This window comes from Aeromonas sp. XH (genome assembly GCF_033348475.1).
In the GTDB taxonomy this organism is placed as follows: Bacteria; Pseudomonadota; Gammaproteobacteria; order Enterobacterales; family Aeromonadaceae; genus Aeromonas; species Aeromonas sanarellii.
In genome coordinates this window covers 207,175-222,098 of the sequence record NZ_CP137630.1, presented here as the reverse complement: position 1 = coordinate 222,098, position 14,924 = coordinate 207,175, and the positions used below count along the sequence as shown (strand labels likewise).

Annotated in this window: 11 protein-coding genes; 7 read left to right on the top strand and 4 right to left on the bottom strand. The window is 64.1% G+C overall.

Annotated elements, in window-relative coordinates; translation table 11 throughout:
• Positions 1–3 precede the first annotated feature (3 nt).
• The 3 genes from mglB to R2B70_RS00970 all read right to left on the bottom strand — a co-directional run bounded on the left by mglB (position 4) and on the right by R2B70_RS00970 (position 5,808).
• Entirely contained in the window at positions 4–990 is a 987-nt protein-coding gene (mglB, locus tag R2B70_RS00980) for a galactose/glucose ABC transporter substrate-binding protein MglB (RefSeq protein ID WP_042078757.1), read from the bottom strand.
• 218 nt (positions 991–1,208) lie between these two features.
• Positions 1,209–4,283, bottom strand: a complete 3,075-nt coding sequence (locus R2B70_RS00975; protein WP_318162424.1) for a beta-galactosidase — start codon at positions 4,281–4,283, stop codon at positions 1,209–1,211.
• Positions 4,284–4,803: 520 nt separating this feature from the next.
• The gene (locus tag R2B70_RS00970) at positions 4,804–5,808 is read right to left on the bottom strand and encodes a substrate-binding domain-containing protein (RefSeq protein WP_042078755.1); all 1,005 of its coding nucleotides are present in this window, start codon (positions 5,806–5,808) and stop codon (positions 4,804–4,806) included.
• Positions 5,809–6,023: 215 nt separating this feature from the next.
• Here R2B70_RS00970 and galE point away from each other — a divergent pair, with 215 nt between their 5' ends.
• The 7 genes from galE (at position 6,024) to R2B70_RS00935 (ending at position 13,557) form a co-directional block, all read left to right on the top strand.
• Positions 6,024–7,037 (top strand): UDP-glucose 4-epimerase GalE, encoded by a 1,014-nt coding sequence (gene galE / locus R2B70_RS00965; protein WP_042078754.1) that lies wholly within the window; start codon positions 6,024–6,026, stop codon positions 7,035–7,037.
• A 49-nt stretch (positions 7,038–7,086) separates the two neighbouring features.
• On the top strand, positions 7,087–8,133 hold the full coding sequence (locus R2B70_RS00960; protein ID WP_318162423.1) for a UDP-glucose--hexose-1-phosphate uridylyltransferase: 1,047 nt from the start codon (positions 7,087–7,089) through the stop codon (positions 8,131–8,133).
• On the top strand, positions 8,130–9,278 hold the full coding sequence (gene galK / locus R2B70_RS00955) for a galactokinase (protein WP_318162422.1): 1,149 nt from the start codon (positions 8,130–8,132) through the stop codon (positions 9,276–9,278). The genes R2B70_RS00960 and galK overlap by 4 nt, the downstream gene beginning before the upstream one ends.
• 79 nt (positions 9,279–9,357) lie before the next feature.
• Positions 9,358–10,329 (top strand): aldose epimerase family protein, encoded by a 972-nt coding sequence (locus R2B70_RS00950; RefSeq protein ID WP_318162421.1) that lies wholly within the window; start codon positions 9,358–9,360, stop codon positions 10,327–10,329.
• A gap of 307 nt (positions 10,330–10,636) precedes the next feature.
• Positions 10,637–11,731 (top strand): cellulase family glycosylhydrolase, encoded by a 1,095-nt coding sequence (locus R2B70_RS00945; protein WP_318162420.1) that lies wholly within the window; start codon positions 10,637–10,639, stop codon positions 11,729–11,731.
• A gap of 63 nt (positions 11,732–11,794) precedes the next feature.
• The gene (locus tag R2B70_RS00940) at positions 11,795–13,141 is read left to right on the top strand and encodes an MFS transporter (RefSeq protein WP_318162419.1); all 1,347 of its coding nucleotides are present in this window, start codon (positions 11,795–11,797) and stop codon (positions 13,139–13,141) included.
• A gap of 89 nt (positions 13,142–13,230) precedes the next feature.
• Positions 13,231–13,557, top strand: a complete 327-nt coding sequence (locus R2B70_RS00935; protein WP_084203018.1) for a SemiSWEET family sugar transporter — start codon at positions 13,231–13,233, stop codon at positions 13,555–13,557.
• 309 nt (positions 13,558–13,866) lie between these two features.
• Here the strand turns inward: R2B70_RS00935 and R2B70_RS00930 are convergent, their stop codons facing one another.
• Positions 13,867–14,904: a LacI family DNA-binding transcriptional regulator gene (locus tag R2B70_RS00930; protein ID WP_042078747.1), complete on the bottom strand. Its 1,038-nt coding sequence runs from the start codon at positions 14,902–14,904 to the stop codon at positions 13,867–13,869.
• Positions 14,905–14,924 lie beyond the last annotated feature (20 nt).

The following is a 14,924-nucleotide window of genomic DNA, read 5'->3' as shown; positions in this document are numbered from 1 at the left end:
GAATTACTCGAATTGGGACAGGTTGTCTTTATCCACGCCCACGTAGGCAACACGCACGACCTTGTTGTCGATCTTCCAGTTGGTGCCTTCACCGGCCGGCTTGCCTTCCGCCAGGTTCTTGGTCAGCTCGAAGGTGGCCTTGGCCTGGTTGGCCGCATCGTTCAGCACTGTGCCCGCCATGGCGCCGCTCTTGACCATGGCCAGGGCTTCCGGCAGGGCGTCGACGCCGAACACCGGGATGGCAGTCTTGCCCTGGGCCTTCAGGGATTCAACAGCGCCCATTGCCATGCCGTCGTTGTTGGCGATGACCACTTCGATCTTGTTGGCGTTGGGGCCGGAGATCCAGGCATCCATCTTGTCCTTGGCCATGGCGGTATCCCACATACCGGTATCCATGTGCAGCTGCTCGGTCTTGACGCCGCCGTCGTTCAGGGTCTTGACGACGTAGGTGGTACGGGCTTCCGCATCCGGGTGGCCCGGCTCTCCCTTGAGCAGCACGAACTGGATGACGCCATCCTTGTTCAGATCCCACTCGGGATGGGCCTTCCAGTGCTTGGCGATCAGCTCGCCCTGGATGATGCCGGACTCCTTGGAGTCGGTCCCTACGTAGTAGGCCTTGTCGTAGCTGGCCAGATCGGCTGCGCTCGGTTCCTTGTTGTAGAACACCACGGGGATCTCGTCCGCACGGGCTTTCTCGATCACGACAGGGGCCGCCGCCGGGTCGACCAGGTTGATGGCCAGCGCCTTCACGCCCTTGGCCAGCAATACGTCGATCTGGTCGTTCTGCTTGGACTGGTCATTCTGGGAGTCGTTCATCAGCAGCTCCACGCCGGGATTGGCTGCCGCTTCCTTCTCGATGGCCTTGCGCACCACGGCCATGAAGTTGTCGTCATACTTGTAGACGGTGACACCGATACGGGTATCGGCCTGGGCTTGGGCTCCCGCCATCAGTCCCATCAGCAAGGTGGCAACTGTCGTGAGTTTTTTCATTGTTATGCTCCGATCTCTATCTGTTTTTGTAGGGAATGCTGTACACCATGTGAACTGGCGCCAGCCTAATGTAATCAGTTTGTTGTGTGACGGTCTGTGATCATGGCAACAAAATGAAAACGTTTACACTCTGTTACATAGAAGCAATATTGTTAAAAATTAAATAGTTATGTAAGTTAAGGCCTCTTTCGAGGCCTCTCCATGAAAGACTAGCCCATCTAGCGCAAAATGCAGTGCCAGCTGTAACTTCCCGGCAACAACCAGAATTCGGGCCGCACGCTCTGGCTCCAGGAGTCATCGCCTCCCACCCCCATGTGGAAGCCATCGAGGCAGAGGTGCACTCCCCCTTCGGCCACCAGATCGGTCTGGTGACGCGCCAGGGCGAGCTGTTGCTGGCTGTAACGGCTGACGCTGAAGTGGAAGTGCCCCTCCACCTCCAGATCCCCCAGCCGCAGCTGGCGGGTATCGCAGCGCAGGCCGTTGTCGGTCGGGAACACATACGCGGTGTGCAGTGCATCGAGCGACGACTGCCAGCGACCGAGGTCGGCGGCCAGCAGGCGGTCCGGGTAGTTCTCGTGGGGGCCGCGCCCCAGCCAGTTCACCTCGCCATTCCCGGCGACCTCGTCGGCCAGCCAGAGCCTGGCCCCGATGCGGGGCAGGGAGGGCAGGTCTGCGGCGATCTCCACCTCGATCTCCAGCGCCATGGCGCCATCATCACCAAACCTGTGGTGCCAGCGGGTCAGCACCTTCGGCTCGTCGCCCACGAAGTAGCCGTGGCGTACCGTGACTAGCCCCTGCGCCGGGTTCGCCTCCAGGCCGAGGCAGCGATGGCTCAAATCGTTCAGTCCGGCCTCCTGCCAGCGGGCAATCCAGGCATTGGGATCGGCGTGATCCGCCTCGCTGGTGCCAATGTCGTTGTCGAGCGGCGCCCGGTAGAAGTGATCGCAGATCGCCTCCCGCAACTGTTCGCGTCCCCGCTTGCGCCAGCTCAGGATGCGGCCGCTGGCCTTGTCCAGCCGCCATTCGGTGCCACCCGCCGTGACCAGCCATCGATCGGATTGCTCTTGCAAGCTGGCGGGGGCAGAGAGGCCGGGCAGCGCCAGCGGCGTGGGCAGCATAAATTGCTGACGTGCCACTTCGTGCCCCGCCTCGGCCCAGGGGGTGGCGGCCGGCTGCACTATGGCCAGATCCAACCAGGCGAGGGAGCCTGCCGTGAAGGCCGGCAGCCGATCCAGCAGGGTCAGCGTCACGCTGGCCTGGGGCGCCAGGTCGAGCAGGCATTCTCCCTGGCTCAACGCCACGCCGTCCTCACACAGCCGCCACCGCAAGACTTCGTTGTCCGTGGGGCGGAATAGATATTCGCTGTGGATCGCCACCGTCAGCGGCTGCCGCTCGATCAGCGTCAGCGCGAACGGCTGCTGGGCCCGCTTGGCCTCGGCCAGGGAGGGATGGGGGGTGCGATCCGGGAACAGCAGGCCGTTGCAGCAGAACTGGCGATCGTTCGGGGCGTCGCCGAAGTCGCCGCCGTAGGCCCAGAAGTGGCGACCCTCGTCTGTCTGCTTGTCCAGCCCCTGATCCACCCAATCCCAGACGAAGCCGCCCTGCAGGCGGGGATGATCGCGAAACGCCTGCCAGTAATGGGCATAGCCCCCCAGGCTGTTGCCCATGGCGTGGGCGTACTCGCACAGGATCAGCGGCCGGGTCTCTCCTGGCAGGCCGATCCACTTGCCGAGCGCCCACTTGGGCACCGCCGGGAAGGGTTGATCCTGGTGGGTGCGGGCATACATGGGGCAGATGATGTCGGTGGCCGGGGTGTCGGCCCCGCCCCCCTCGTACTGCACGGGGCGGCTCGGATCGCTCCCCTTGACCCAGCGATACATGGCGTCGTGGGCCGGGCCGTAGCCGGACTCGTTGCCGAGGGACCAGATGATGATGCTGGGGTGGTTGAAGTCCCGGGCCACCATGCGAGTGACCCGCTCGAGGAAGGCGGTGCTCCAGGCGGGATCCCGCGCCAGCCGACCCATGGGGATCATGCCGTGAGTCTCCAGGTTCGCCTCGTCCACCACGTAGAGGCCCAGCCGGTCGCACAGGCGATAGAGCTCGGGGTGGTTGGGATAGTGGGAGCAGCGCACCGCGTTGAAGTTGTGCCGCTTCATCAGCAGCAGATCCTGCTCCATGTCGGCAGGCGCCACCGCGTGTCCCGTGGCGGGATGGTGCTCGTGGCGGTTGGCGCCGCGGATCAGCAGGGGTTGGCCGTTGACCCGCAGCAGGCCGCCACGGATCTCCACCGCACGAAAGCCCACGTCATAAGCCTCGCTCTCGATGGGCGCCCCCTGCTCGTCCAGCAGGGTCAGGGTCAGACGATAAAGATGGGGTGTCTCGGCGCTCCACTTGTGCGGCGCCGCCACCGCCAGCCACAGCTCGCCACGGTCGTCGTAAACCCCTTTTTCGTCGATGGCGCCGGTGCCGAGCGGCTGGCGTCGCTCGGCGATCAGTGTCTCACCGAAATAGAGCCTGGCCTCCACCGCCAGGCCGCTGCCCTCATTGACCTGCAGATCGATCTTGAGGCGGGCATCCCGGTAGCAGGCGTCAAGCTCGGGCGTCACCCGGATATCCATCAGATGACGGGCCGGTTTGTGCAGCAGGCTCACGGAGCGGAAGATGCCGCTCATGCGCCACATGTCCTGATCCTCCAGATAGGAGCCGTCGGACCAGCGCAGCACCAGGGCGGCGAGCCGGTTGGCTCCGGCCTGAAGGAAGGGGCTCAGATCGAATTCGGCGGGCAGCCGGCTGTCCTGGGAGTAGCCTACCCAGCGGCCGTTGCAGAACAGGTGGAAGGCGCTGTCCACCCCGTCGAAGATGACTCGGGTCTGGCCGCCGGCCAGCCAGTCGGCGGGCAGTGCGAACTCGCGAGAGTAGCAGCCGGTGGGATTCTCGGCGGGCACCCTGGGCGGATCGCAGGGGAAAGGGTATTTGATGTTGGTGTAGATGGGCACGTCGGTCGCAGGCCGCAACCCTGGGTAGGCCGCATCCAGCTGCCAGTTGCCGGGTACCCGGATGGCCGTCGCGTCGGGCAGATCCTCGTTCACCCAGCGCTCTGGCACCTGCTCGGGGGCACCGAAGAAAGAAAAACGCCACTCGCCGTCGAGCAGCATGCGGGAAGGCGAAGGAAGCCCGGCTCGCGCCTCGGCCTCGCTGCGCCAACTGGACAAGGGGGTATGGGTGGGCAGACGATTCACCGACGTAATCGCCTGGGTCTGCCAGTCCTGACGGGCCACTATCTCCCTGAGCATGCTTCTCTCTCCCTGCATGAGTGCTGAAAACCATTGCAGTGTAGGGAAGTTTTGACCGGCGGTCGGCGATCTCGCTCACACAGATGTAAACGATTACACCCATTTTGTTAAGTAAAACGGAGTAAAAATCGGATAAATAGGGGTAAAGCATCTCCACGCCGGGGCGTCGGCAGCCAGTCGGGCCGAGTGGCGTACCGCAGATGCACAGGCTTCGCTGGCACACGGCGGGGCCAGGGCGCTGGCTGGCAGGGATGGAAGCCAATGCAGCCGCGGTTCCACGGGCCGGAGACGGCATAGAAGCGCACCCGGCCTTGAAGGTGCAGCGATGCTGATGATGGCGCAGAGACTAGGGTAGATGGCGGCTGTGACCCCATCTTAGGCGCGCCAAAGCGCTGTCGCCGCGGTGAGAGCTGTCGCAGCCCGGACGCAGCGATGGACGCGGGATGGAGGAGTCAGCCCCCGCCTGCGCTGGTGCAGACGCAGGGGACGGCCCCGTCGCAGGTGAAATGGGCGGGAAGGATCAGGGCCTGACGGGAGCGACCGAGTGACGGTTGATCAGGGTCGGAGTGTAGATGCGGCTCTGCACCGACTCGCTCTCCCCCGCAGCGAGCTGCAATGCCAGCTTGGCCGCCTGCGCCGCCATCAGCTCGATGGGATAGCGCATGGTGGAGAGCTTGGGCCGCAAGTATCTGGCGTAGATGATGTCATCGAACCCCACCACCGAGACCTCCTCCGGCACCTTGAAGCCGTTGTCCGCCAGCACCGAGATGGCCCCCGCCGCCATGGCATCGTTGTAGGCCACCACAGCCGTGATGGGCAGCCCCTTGGCCAGCAGGTTGAGCATGGCGCGCTCCCCACCCTCCTCATTGGGCATGCCGCTCTCCACCAGCTCGGGATCGGCGCTCAACCCCGCCTCGGCCAGGGCGTCCTGATAGCCTTGATGGCGCAGCAAGGCATCCTCGATGGCGTGATCCGAGCTCAGGAAGGCGATGTGGCGGTGCCCCAGCTCCAGCAGATGGCGGGTCGCGGTCGCGGCCCCCTGACGGTTGTTGAGGGCGATGCAGCGCCCCCGCAGGCTCGGGATGTCGCGGTTGATCAGCACCATGCCGGGGGCCCGCAGGGCATAGTCGATGAGTTCCTCGTCGCCGAGCGCCTTGCTGTGCACCACCAGCGCCTCGCAACGCTTGCCGATCAGCAGCTCGATCGCTTCCCGCTCCTGCTGGGCTCGGTGAAAACCATTACCCATCAGGAGGTGCAACCCCTGCTCGACCGCCACCGTCGCCACCCCCTTGACCAGGGCACCGAAGAAGGGATCGGCCACGTCGCCCACCACCACGCCCATGGTGTCGCAGGTCTGGCTGACCAGGGCCCGGGCGTTGGCGTTGGGGGTGTAGCCCAGTTCGGCCATGGCCTTCAGCACCACCTCGCGGGAGGCGGCGCTGGCCTTGGGTGAATTGTTCATCACCCGTGAAACCGTTGCCACCGACACATTGGCCAAACGGGCGACATCCTTGATGGTGCTCATGCTGTTTTCACTTATTTCACGGTTCGATATGACGCATTATACCGGGCAATGTCCCTGATAACAGGGGAAAAAGTCACCACACGGCATTCGTGACGACAAAAACAAGTGTAATCGTTTACACAAAACCGTTAACCGGATCACAGTTTACCTTCCAACCCCTCGGCTAGACTCCTTCTCAGACTTTCCTGTGTGAGGATCCAAGGGTGGAGAAGAGGATGAAAGTACTGGTCACCGGCGGTTGCGGCTATATCGGCAGCCACACCTGCCTGGCCTTGCAGGCCGCAGGCATGGAGCCCGTGGTGGTGGACAACCTGTGCAACAGCAAGACCGGCGTGCTGACACGCATCGCCGCCATCAGCGGGCAGGCGCCCGCGTTCTACCAGGGGGACATCCGCGACCCGGCCCTGCTGGATCGCATCTTCGCCGAGCAGGAGATAGGGGCCGTGATCCACTTCGCCGCCCTCAAGGCGGTCGGCGAGTCGACCCGCATTCCCCTCGACTACTACGACAACAACCTCGGCGGCACCCTGGTGCTGCTGCAGGCCATGAAACGCGCCGGGGTCCACAACCTGGTGTTCAGCTCCTCGGCCACCGTCTACGGTGACCCGGCAAGCGTGCCCATCCGCGAAGACTTCCCCCGCAGCGCCACCAATCCCTATGGGCGATCCAAGCTGATCATCGAGGAGATCCTCGAGGATCTGCAGGCTGCCGAGCCCCACTGGAGCATGACCCTGCTGCGCTACTTCAACCCGGTCGGCGCCCACGAGTCCGGCACCCTGGGAGAGGATCCCCAGGGCATCCCGAACAACCTCATGCCCTTTCTGACCCAGGTCGCCATCGGTCGCCGTGACTGCCTCTCGGTGTTTGGAAACGATTACAAAACCCCGGATGGCACAGGGGTACGCGACTACATCCACGTGATGGATCTCGCCGAGGGCCACGTCAAGGCGCTGCAGCATTGCACCCACAAGGGCGGCGTCCATGCCTACAACCTGGGCACCGGCCAGGGCCAGAGCGTGCTGCAGATGGTGGCGGCGTTCGAGGCGGCCAGCGGCCGCCCCCTGCCCTATCGCATCGAGCCAAGGCGCCCCGGCGACATCGCCGAGTGCTGGGCAGACCCGGCCAAGGCCGAGCGTGAGCTGGGCTGGCACGCCAGCCGGGATCTCGCGGCCATGTGCGCCGACAGCTGGCGCTGGCAGTCCGCCAACCCGAACGGTTACGAGGAGTAGGCCCCGGCCTCTCCATGACGATTCTCCCAACTCATTGACTGGAGTGATGATGTTCAACCCCGTTGATCACCCCCACCGCCGCTTCAACCCGCTGACCGGCCAGTACGTGCTGGTCTCCCCCCACAGGGCCAAGCGCCCCTGGCAGGGGCAGGTCGAGAAGGTGAGCCAGGCGCCGAGCCTGGCCCACGATCCCGACTGCTTCCTCTGCGCGGGCAACAAGCGCGTGACCGGCGACATGAACCCCGACTATCGGGGCACCTTCGTCTTTACCAACGACTTCGCCGCCCTGATGCAGGACACCCCGGCCGCCGCCGGCGAGCAGGATCCCCTGCTGAAGCTGGAGGCCGCCCGCGGCACCAGCCGGGTCATCTGCTTCTCGCCGGATCACGGCAAGACCCTCCCCGAGCTGGAACTGCCCGCCATCGAGGCGGTGATCACCACCTGGATGAGCCAGGTGGCCGAGCTGTCAGCCCAGTGGGAATGGGTGCAGGTGTTCGAGAACAAGGGCGCCGTCATGGGCTGCTCCAATCCCCACCCCCACGGCCAGCTGTGGGGCAGCGACTTCCTGCCCAACGAGATCGCCCGGGAAGAGGAACACCAGCGCGCCTGGCTGGCCGAGCATGGCCGCCCGCTGCTGGTCGACTACGTGGAGCGCGAGCTGCAAGACCGCTCCCGCATCGTGGTGGAGACCGAGCACTGGCTGGCCGTGGTGCCGTTCTGGGCCGCCTGGCCATTCGAGACCCTGCTGCTGCCCAAGCGCCATGTGCCCTCCCTGCTCAATCTCACCCCGGAGTTGCAGCAGGATCTGGCCATCGCGCTCAAGGAGCTGACCAGCCGCTACGACAACCTGTTCGAGTGCAGCTTCCCCTACTCCATGGGCTGGCACTTCGCGCCGCCCAAGTCGGACAGCCCCGAGGCCTGGCAGTTGCACGCCCACTTCTATCCGCCGCTGCTGCGCTCCGCCACGGTGCGCAAGTTTATGGTGGGCTTCGAGATGCTGGCCGAAACCCAGCGCGACCTGACCCCGGAACAGGCCGCCGAGCGCCTGCGCTCCCTCTCCCCCGTTCATTACAAAGCCAATGAGGTGACCCCATGACCCCCAGCCAGCGCGTCAGCGCCGTCTTCGCCGAGCAGTTTGAACAACAACCCGACCTGCTGGTCCGAGCCCCAGGCCGCGTCAACCTCATCGGCGAGCACACCGACTACAACGACGGCTTCGTGCTGCCCTGCGCCATCGACTACGAGACCTGCGTCGCCATCGGCCGCCGCACCGACAACCTGGTGCACGTGGTCGCCGCCGACTACGGCAACCAGCGCGATCTGTTCAGCCTGGACCAGCCCATCGCCCATCATCCGGATCAGCGCTGGAGCGACTACATCCGCGGCGTGGTGAAGTGCCTGCAGGAGCGCGGTCATGCCCTGCGCGGCCTCAACCTGGTGGTCTCTGGCAACGTGCCCCAGGGGGCCGGTCTGTCGTCCTCCGCCTCCCTGGAGGTGGCCATTGGCCAGGCCTTCAAGGAGGCGCAGGGACTTGACATCAGCCAGGCCGAGATCGCCCTGAACGGCCAGCAGGCGGAGAACCAGTTCGTCGGCTGCAACTGCGGCATCATGGATCAGATGATCTCGGCGAGCGGCGAGAAGGATCACGCCCTGCTGCTGGACTGCCGCTCCCTGGAGACCCGCCTCATCCCCATGCCGAGCAATCTGGCGGTGCTGATCGTCAACTCCAACGTGCGCCGCGGCCTGGTGGACAGCGAATACAACACCCGCCGCCAGCAGTGCGAGGCCGCCGCCCGCCACTACGGCGTCAAGGCGCTGCGCGATCTGGATCTGGCCGCGCTGGAAGCCGGCAAGGCGGGGCTGGACGAGGCGAGCTATCGCCGCGCCCGCCACGTGGTCGGCGAGAACGCCCGCACCCTGGCCGCCGCCGATGCGCTGGAGTCCGGCGATCTGGTGCGCCTCGGCGAGCTGATGGGCCAGTCCCACGCCGCCATGCGCGATGACTTCGAGATCACCGTGCCGGCCATCGACGGCCTGGTGGAGATCATCAAGGCCCAGATCGGCAGCGAGGGCGGCGTGCGCATGACGGGCGGCGGCTTCGGCGGCTGCGTGGTGGCCGTGCTGCGTCCGGAGAAGGTGGCCGCGGCGATCGCGGCGGTCGAGGCCGAGTATCAGGCTCGCTTCGGCCTCAAGGCAGACTGCTACGTCTGTCGTGCCAGCGCCGGGGCGGGCCAGCTATGACCACATTCAACACAGGCACCATCATCAGGGCAGGCCACAACGTCTGCCCCAGCAACGACACCGGGGCGGGGGCCATCTGATGCAAGAGTTCCATCTGCAAAACAAGGCTGGCCTCAAGGCCCGCGTGCTCGACTTCGGCGCCACCCTCACCGAACTGGGCCTGACCGTCGACGGCCAGTACCGCAACGTGGTGCTGGCCTGCGAGCCCGCCGACTACGCCAACCAGAGTGCCTATCTCGGCGCCATGGTCGGCCGCTTCGCCAACCGCATCGGCGGCTCCCGGCTGGTACGGGATGGTCGGGAGTGGCTCCTCAGCGCCAACGAGGGCACCACCTGCCTGCACGGGGGCCACGACTCGGTGCACAACCGGACGTGGCAGCTGGTCGAGCAGGCTGCCGACCGTCTGCGCCTGCGCACCCGGCTGGCCGACGGCGAGCAGGGCTTCCCCGGCAATCTGGAAGTGGAGCTGGAGTACCGGCTGGAGCAGTTGGATCTGGTGATCGAGCTGACCGCCACCACGGATGCGACGACCCCGGTCAACCTCACCAGCCACGCCTACTTCAACCTGGATGGCGGTGACGTGCGCGACCACCTCATCTGCATCGCCGCCGATCGCTACCTGCCGACCGACGAACGCTCGATCCCGCTCGGCAAGGCCGAGGTGGACGGCCCCTTCGACCTGCGCCAGACCCGCCGCATCGGCGCCGACTGGCAGGACCATCCGCAGCTGGTACGGTGCCGTGGCTACGATCACTGCTTCCTGTTGGACGGGCCGCAGGATGAGCCCGCCGTGACCCTGATCTCGGGTGACCAGCGCCTTTGCCTGGAGATGTACACGGATCAGCCCGGCGTGCAGCTCTACACCGGCAACTGGCTGGCCGGCACCCCGGCCCGTGGCGGCGGCGAGTGGCAGAACTATCAGGGGCTCTGCCTCGAGGCGCAGCAACTGCCGGACAGCCCGAACCGCCCCGAGCTCGGCGATCCCTGGCTGCTGCCCGGTCAGACCTATCGGCATCAGACCCGGTATCGCTTGATCCCGACAGACAAATAGCCTCCCCTCAGCAGGCTGCCTTCTCCCTTAGGCGTTGGCAGCCTGCCGCCAGCTAATATTATTAGTTTATTCTTTCTCACCAGTCATGACCCGCAAGATCAGGGGTTCCCGCCGCGTGATCCCCCTCGTGCTCGACTTCTGTGGCTTATCACCGCGGGCTCGATGCGAACCGCGCGTCTCTAAGCGATAGTGCAACCAGGGAGCTCATTTTGTGACTGAGCACCAACTTCTGCCCTTCCTCCTTTGCCATCGCGAAAATCAGCTAATAAAATTAGCTAATCAAAATAAACTTTAGCGAGAGGTTCCGATGGCGGTACAACAATGGACGATCGAGCAGGCCAACGCCTGGTATGACGAGCAGCCCTGGCTGCTGGGCTTCAACTATCTGCCCCGCACCGCGGTCAACTGGACCGAGATGTGGCAGGCCGAGACCTTCGATCCCGCCACCATCGATCAGGAGCTGGGCTGGGCCAGTGCGCTGGGCTACAACACCCTGCGCACCAACCTGCCGTTTATCGTCTGGCAGCACGATCGCGACGGCCTGATCGCCCGCATCGAGCAGTTCCTCGGCCTGTGCGCCAAGCACGGCATCCGCGTGATGATGACCCTGATGGATGACTGCGGCTTCTCCGGCGATCACCCCTATCTGGGCAGCCAGAAACCGCCGCGGGACGACGTGCACAACAGCCAGGCGGCGGCGAGCCCAGGCCGCAACGTCGTCATCGATCCGACCCAATGGCGCGATCTGGAGCGTTACATCCGCGATCTGGTGCACACCTTCGCCAGTGACGAACGGATCTTCATCTGGGATCTCTACAACGAGCCGACCAACCGCGGCATCTTCGCGGAGGGCGATGTGGAGGTGCGCTTCGACGAGGCGCTGGAGACCTACGCCCACTATCTGATGGAGCTGGCGTTCGTCTGGGCGCGGGAGGAGAACCCCACCCAGCCGCTCACCGTCGGCGCCTGGCACGCCCCCTACAGCATCGGTCAGGGTGACTCGGAATTTACCCCGGAAAACACCTTCACCCACCCCACCGACAAGCGCGCCATGGAACTGTCTGACGTCATCAGCTTCCACTCCTATCAGCGCATGGAGGGGTTGAGGATCTCCTTGGAGGTGGTCAGCCAGTATCGCCGCCCGATCTTCTGCACCGAGTGGCTGGCACGCCATGTCGGCAGCGTGGTGGAGCAGCAGTTGCCCCTGTTCAAGGAGCTGAAGATTGGCGCCTATCAGTGGGGCCTGGTGAAAGGCAAGACCCAGACCCACCTGCCCTGGCCCTTCGTCCGCAATATCGACCCCGATTTTCGCCGGGTCTGGTTCCATGACCTGCTGGAAGAGGACGGCACCCCCTACTCCGCCAGCGAGACGGCGCTTATCCGCACATTGACCCGCTCATAACACCAACAGGACGCCACAGAGGTGGCGCCCTTCGCAACCCATTCATGTCGTAGAGGTTGGCAGATGACAGACCAGAAGATACAAAATAGAGAGCTGGCGGGATATTTCAGCTACGCCGTCGGGCAATGCCTGAGCTTCGGCCTGGTGGGCTCCTTCATTCTCTATTTTTACACCGATATCCTTGGAATATCGCCCGCAGCGGCCGGGGCCATTTTCCTCGTCGCCCGTATTTGGGATGCCATCAACGATCCCCTGATCGCCGGCTACATGGACACGCTGAATTTCAAGCGGGGCAAATTTACCCCCTACATGCTGTTCGTGCCCTTCCTGATCGCGGGCGTCACCGCCCTCAGCTTCATCGGGCTGGATCTGCCGATGGCGACCAAGGTGGCCTATGCGGCGGTGACCTATATCGCCTGGGGCATGATCTACACCCTCTCCGATGTGCCGTTCTGGACCATGTCGTCTGTCATGAGTCAGGAGCCGCAAGAACGCGCCAAGGCCGTGACCGTGGCCATGCTGGGGGTCAACATCGGCATCGGCGGGGCCTCCATCATCTTCCCCAAGCTCACCGAGCTGTTTGCCGCCACCAGTAGCACCAAGGGCTACATGGAAGGCGCCATCTGCCTGATGCTGATCGCCCTGCCGCTGATGGTAATCGGCGCCAGCCAGATGAAGGAGCGCGTCAGGCCCAATCCGGATGACAAGATCACCATCCGGGACTCCTTCCGCGTCCTGCGCTCCAACAAGCCGCTGGCCTATGTGCTGGGCTCCTTCTTCTGCAACGTCTTCTTCAACCTGGCGACCGGGCTCTACATCTTCTTCTTCACCTACAACATGGGTGACGCCGGACTGCTCTCTGTGATGGGGACCATAGGCGTGGCCACCTCCATGGCCTGCATGCTGGTGCCGGTGTTGACCAAGCGCTTCAGGAAGCGCGATCTCTTCCTGATGCTCACCATGCTGGAGATCGCCCTGCGCGTCGGCTTCTACACGACGGGTTACGACAACCTGATGCTGGTGTTCGGCTTCCTCGCCCTGATCCACGCCGCCAACGTCATCACCAACCCGCTGATCTCCGCCATGCTGAGCGAGACCATCGAATATGCCGAGCTCAAGTCCGGCCGCCGCTGCGCCGCCATCGCCTTCTCCGGGCAGACCTTTACCGGCAAACTGGCCTGGGCCATCGCGGGCGGCATCTCCGGCACCCTGCTGATCTGGCTCGGCTATCAGCCGAACATGGCGCAGACGCAGGCCACCATGGACGGGCTCTTCACCTGCATCTCGCTGGTGCCGATCGTGGGCAGCGTCATGCGCGTCATCATCATGACCCGTTACAACTTCACCGAAGACAAGCATGCGAAGGTCCGTCATGCCCTGCTGAAGTGGCGCTCCACCAACGCTATTTAACCGGACAATACAAAGATGCGGCGGGCCGGATCATCATCTGGCCCGCCCTCCGGCCATCGCCGCCCCCATCGCTATCGAGGAACCTGATTATGCCGCCCCTGTTCTGGCCCGGTGCCATCGCCCTGTCACTCTCCCTGGGGGGTCTGGTGCTCTGGCTGGATGATGCCTATCTCGGCCTGTGCGCCGCCTTTCTCACCACAGGCTCCTTTGCCCTGCAAGTTGTCCACATCCTGAAAACCCGGGAGACCAAGGCCATCTCCCTCGGCATGTATCTCGCCTTCGGCTGTGGCGTGCTGCTGTGGCTGGTGTACGGTCTGAAGATTGGCGATAGACCGGTCACCATCGCAAACAGCATCACGCTGGCGCTGGCCAGCACTGTGCTGCTGCTCAAGCTGCGCAACGAGTCGCGTACCTGAGGTTCCGATGGAAAAGAACGGGCTCATCTGGTCGCGCCCACCATCCGGAATGTGAAGCTCAAGCCGACCAGCCGCTTCCCGCCTGCGGACAGGGCGCCTTGACGACTGGCTGTTCCGGGCACTCCCGGCAGCCAGCTCTTCCAGCGAGTCTCCGGCGAGACGCCGAGCATGCGGCTGCAGCGGGCGGATGCCAGATAGGCGATGACGCTGACTCAGGAGGGCGACGGCGTGCTTTAGAGGGGAGAGAGAAAAGTCTTTATCTCAATCCCATGCCGTGGTGCCAATCCCAGACAAACGCCATGCCCCCTCTCACGACTCATGCACCAACCGCTGGCTGGATGTCCGGATAAAGAGCTCCCCCTCCAGCTTCATCACGGGGGCAATCGGTCTCTCCCCCTGCGCCAGCTGCATCAGGGTCTCCACCGCCAGCTTGCCCATTTCGTCGTAGGGCAGCTCGATGGAGCTCAGCGGGGGGACCATCTCGTTGGCCAGCATCTGATTATCGTGACCAGCCACCAGGATATCTTCCGGAATGCGTAACCCTGCCTCCGCAATGGCCTGATAACAGCCCTGCGCCATGTAGTCGCTGCAGCAGAAGATACCGTCGGGTGCCTGGGGGAGCGCCAGCAACTGCCGCGTCTGCTCATAGGCCTCGTGCAAGGACCAGTTAGCGACGCGCACCAGTTGTGGGTCCGGGATCACGTCATGATTGATCAACGCCTGGCGATACCCCTCCAGCCGCAGGTTGTTGGCCTCCATCCAGGGTTCTCCCTGAATCAGCGCGATCCGCCGGCAGCCCTGCGCCAACAGGTGTGCCGTCATCTTGTATCCCCCGAGCTTGTCGGCAGGCAGGATGGAGGGGCGATCGGGTGAGCCTGATGCCTCCAGATAGCAGTTGAGCAGGACGGTGGGAACCTGGGGAGAAAGCTCCATCTCGGGGAGCTGCCGCGTCATCGAGGAAGCAAAGATCATCCCCATATAGTCTCCCTGATTGATCTCCTGCTCGATCAGCTCGGTGAGATCCCGGCTGTTGCGATAATCGAAGGTCACCAGCATGCGATCGGCCTCCCAGGCGCGTTCATTGCAGGCATTGATCGCATCCAGGAAGGGGTCATAGAGGGTGAGCCCGTTGAATACAAAGGCAATCTTGCGAGGAGCCGGCCCCTTGGGCTGATGCTCCACCCGCTTGTGCTGGTAGCCCAACTCGGACGCCTTCTCGATCACCCGACGCCTCGTCTCTTCGGAGAGCTTCACCGCGGTAGAGCCATTGAGCACCAAGGAGACGGTGGATTGGGAGACGCCTGCCGCGGCGGCGATGGCACTCATGGTTATGCGTTTCTTGTTCATCGATATGGCCATTGATTACG

Coding starts and splice junctions, on each gene's coding strand:
- mglB (WP_042078757.1), bottom strand. CDS start 990: ATGAAAAAACTCACGACAGTTGCCACCTTGCTGATGGGACTGATGGCG.
- R2B70_RS00975 (WP_318162424.1), bottom strand. CDS start 4,283: ATGCTCAGGGAGATAGTGGCCCGTCAGGACTGGCAGACCCAGGCGATT.
- R2B70_RS00970 (WP_042078755.1), bottom strand. CDS start 5,808: ATGAGCACCATCAAGGATGTCGCCCGTTTGGCCAATGTGTCGGTGGCA.
- galE (WP_042078754.1), top strand. CDS start 6,024: ATGAAAGTACTGGTCACCGGCGGTTGCGGCTATATCGGCAGCCACACC.
- R2B70_RS00960 (WP_318162423.1), top strand. CDS start 7,087: ATGTTCAACCCCGTTGATCACCCCCACCGCCGCTTCAACCCGCTGACC.
- galK (WP_318162422.1), top strand. CDS start 8,130: ATGACCCCCAGCCAGCGCGTCAGCGCCGTCTTCGCCGAGCAGTTTGAA.
- R2B70_RS00950 (WP_318162421.1), top strand. CDS start 9,358: ATGCAAGAGTTCCATCTGCAAAACAAGGCTGGCCTCAAGGCCCGCGTG.
- R2B70_RS00945 (WP_318162420.1), top strand. CDS start 10,637: ATGGCGGTACAACAATGGACGATCGAGCAGGCCAACGCCTGGTATGAC.
- R2B70_RS00940 (WP_318162419.1), top strand. CDS start 11,795: ATGACAGACCAGAAGATACAAAATAGAGAGCTGGCGGGATATTTCAGC.
- R2B70_RS00935 (WP_084203018.1), top strand. CDS start 13,231: ATGCCGCCCCTGTTCTGGCCCGGTGCCATCGCCCTGTCACTCTCCCTG.
- R2B70_RS00930 (WP_042078747.1), bottom strand. CDS start 14,904: ATGAACAAGAAACGCATAACCATGAGTGCCATCGCCGCCGCGGCAGGC.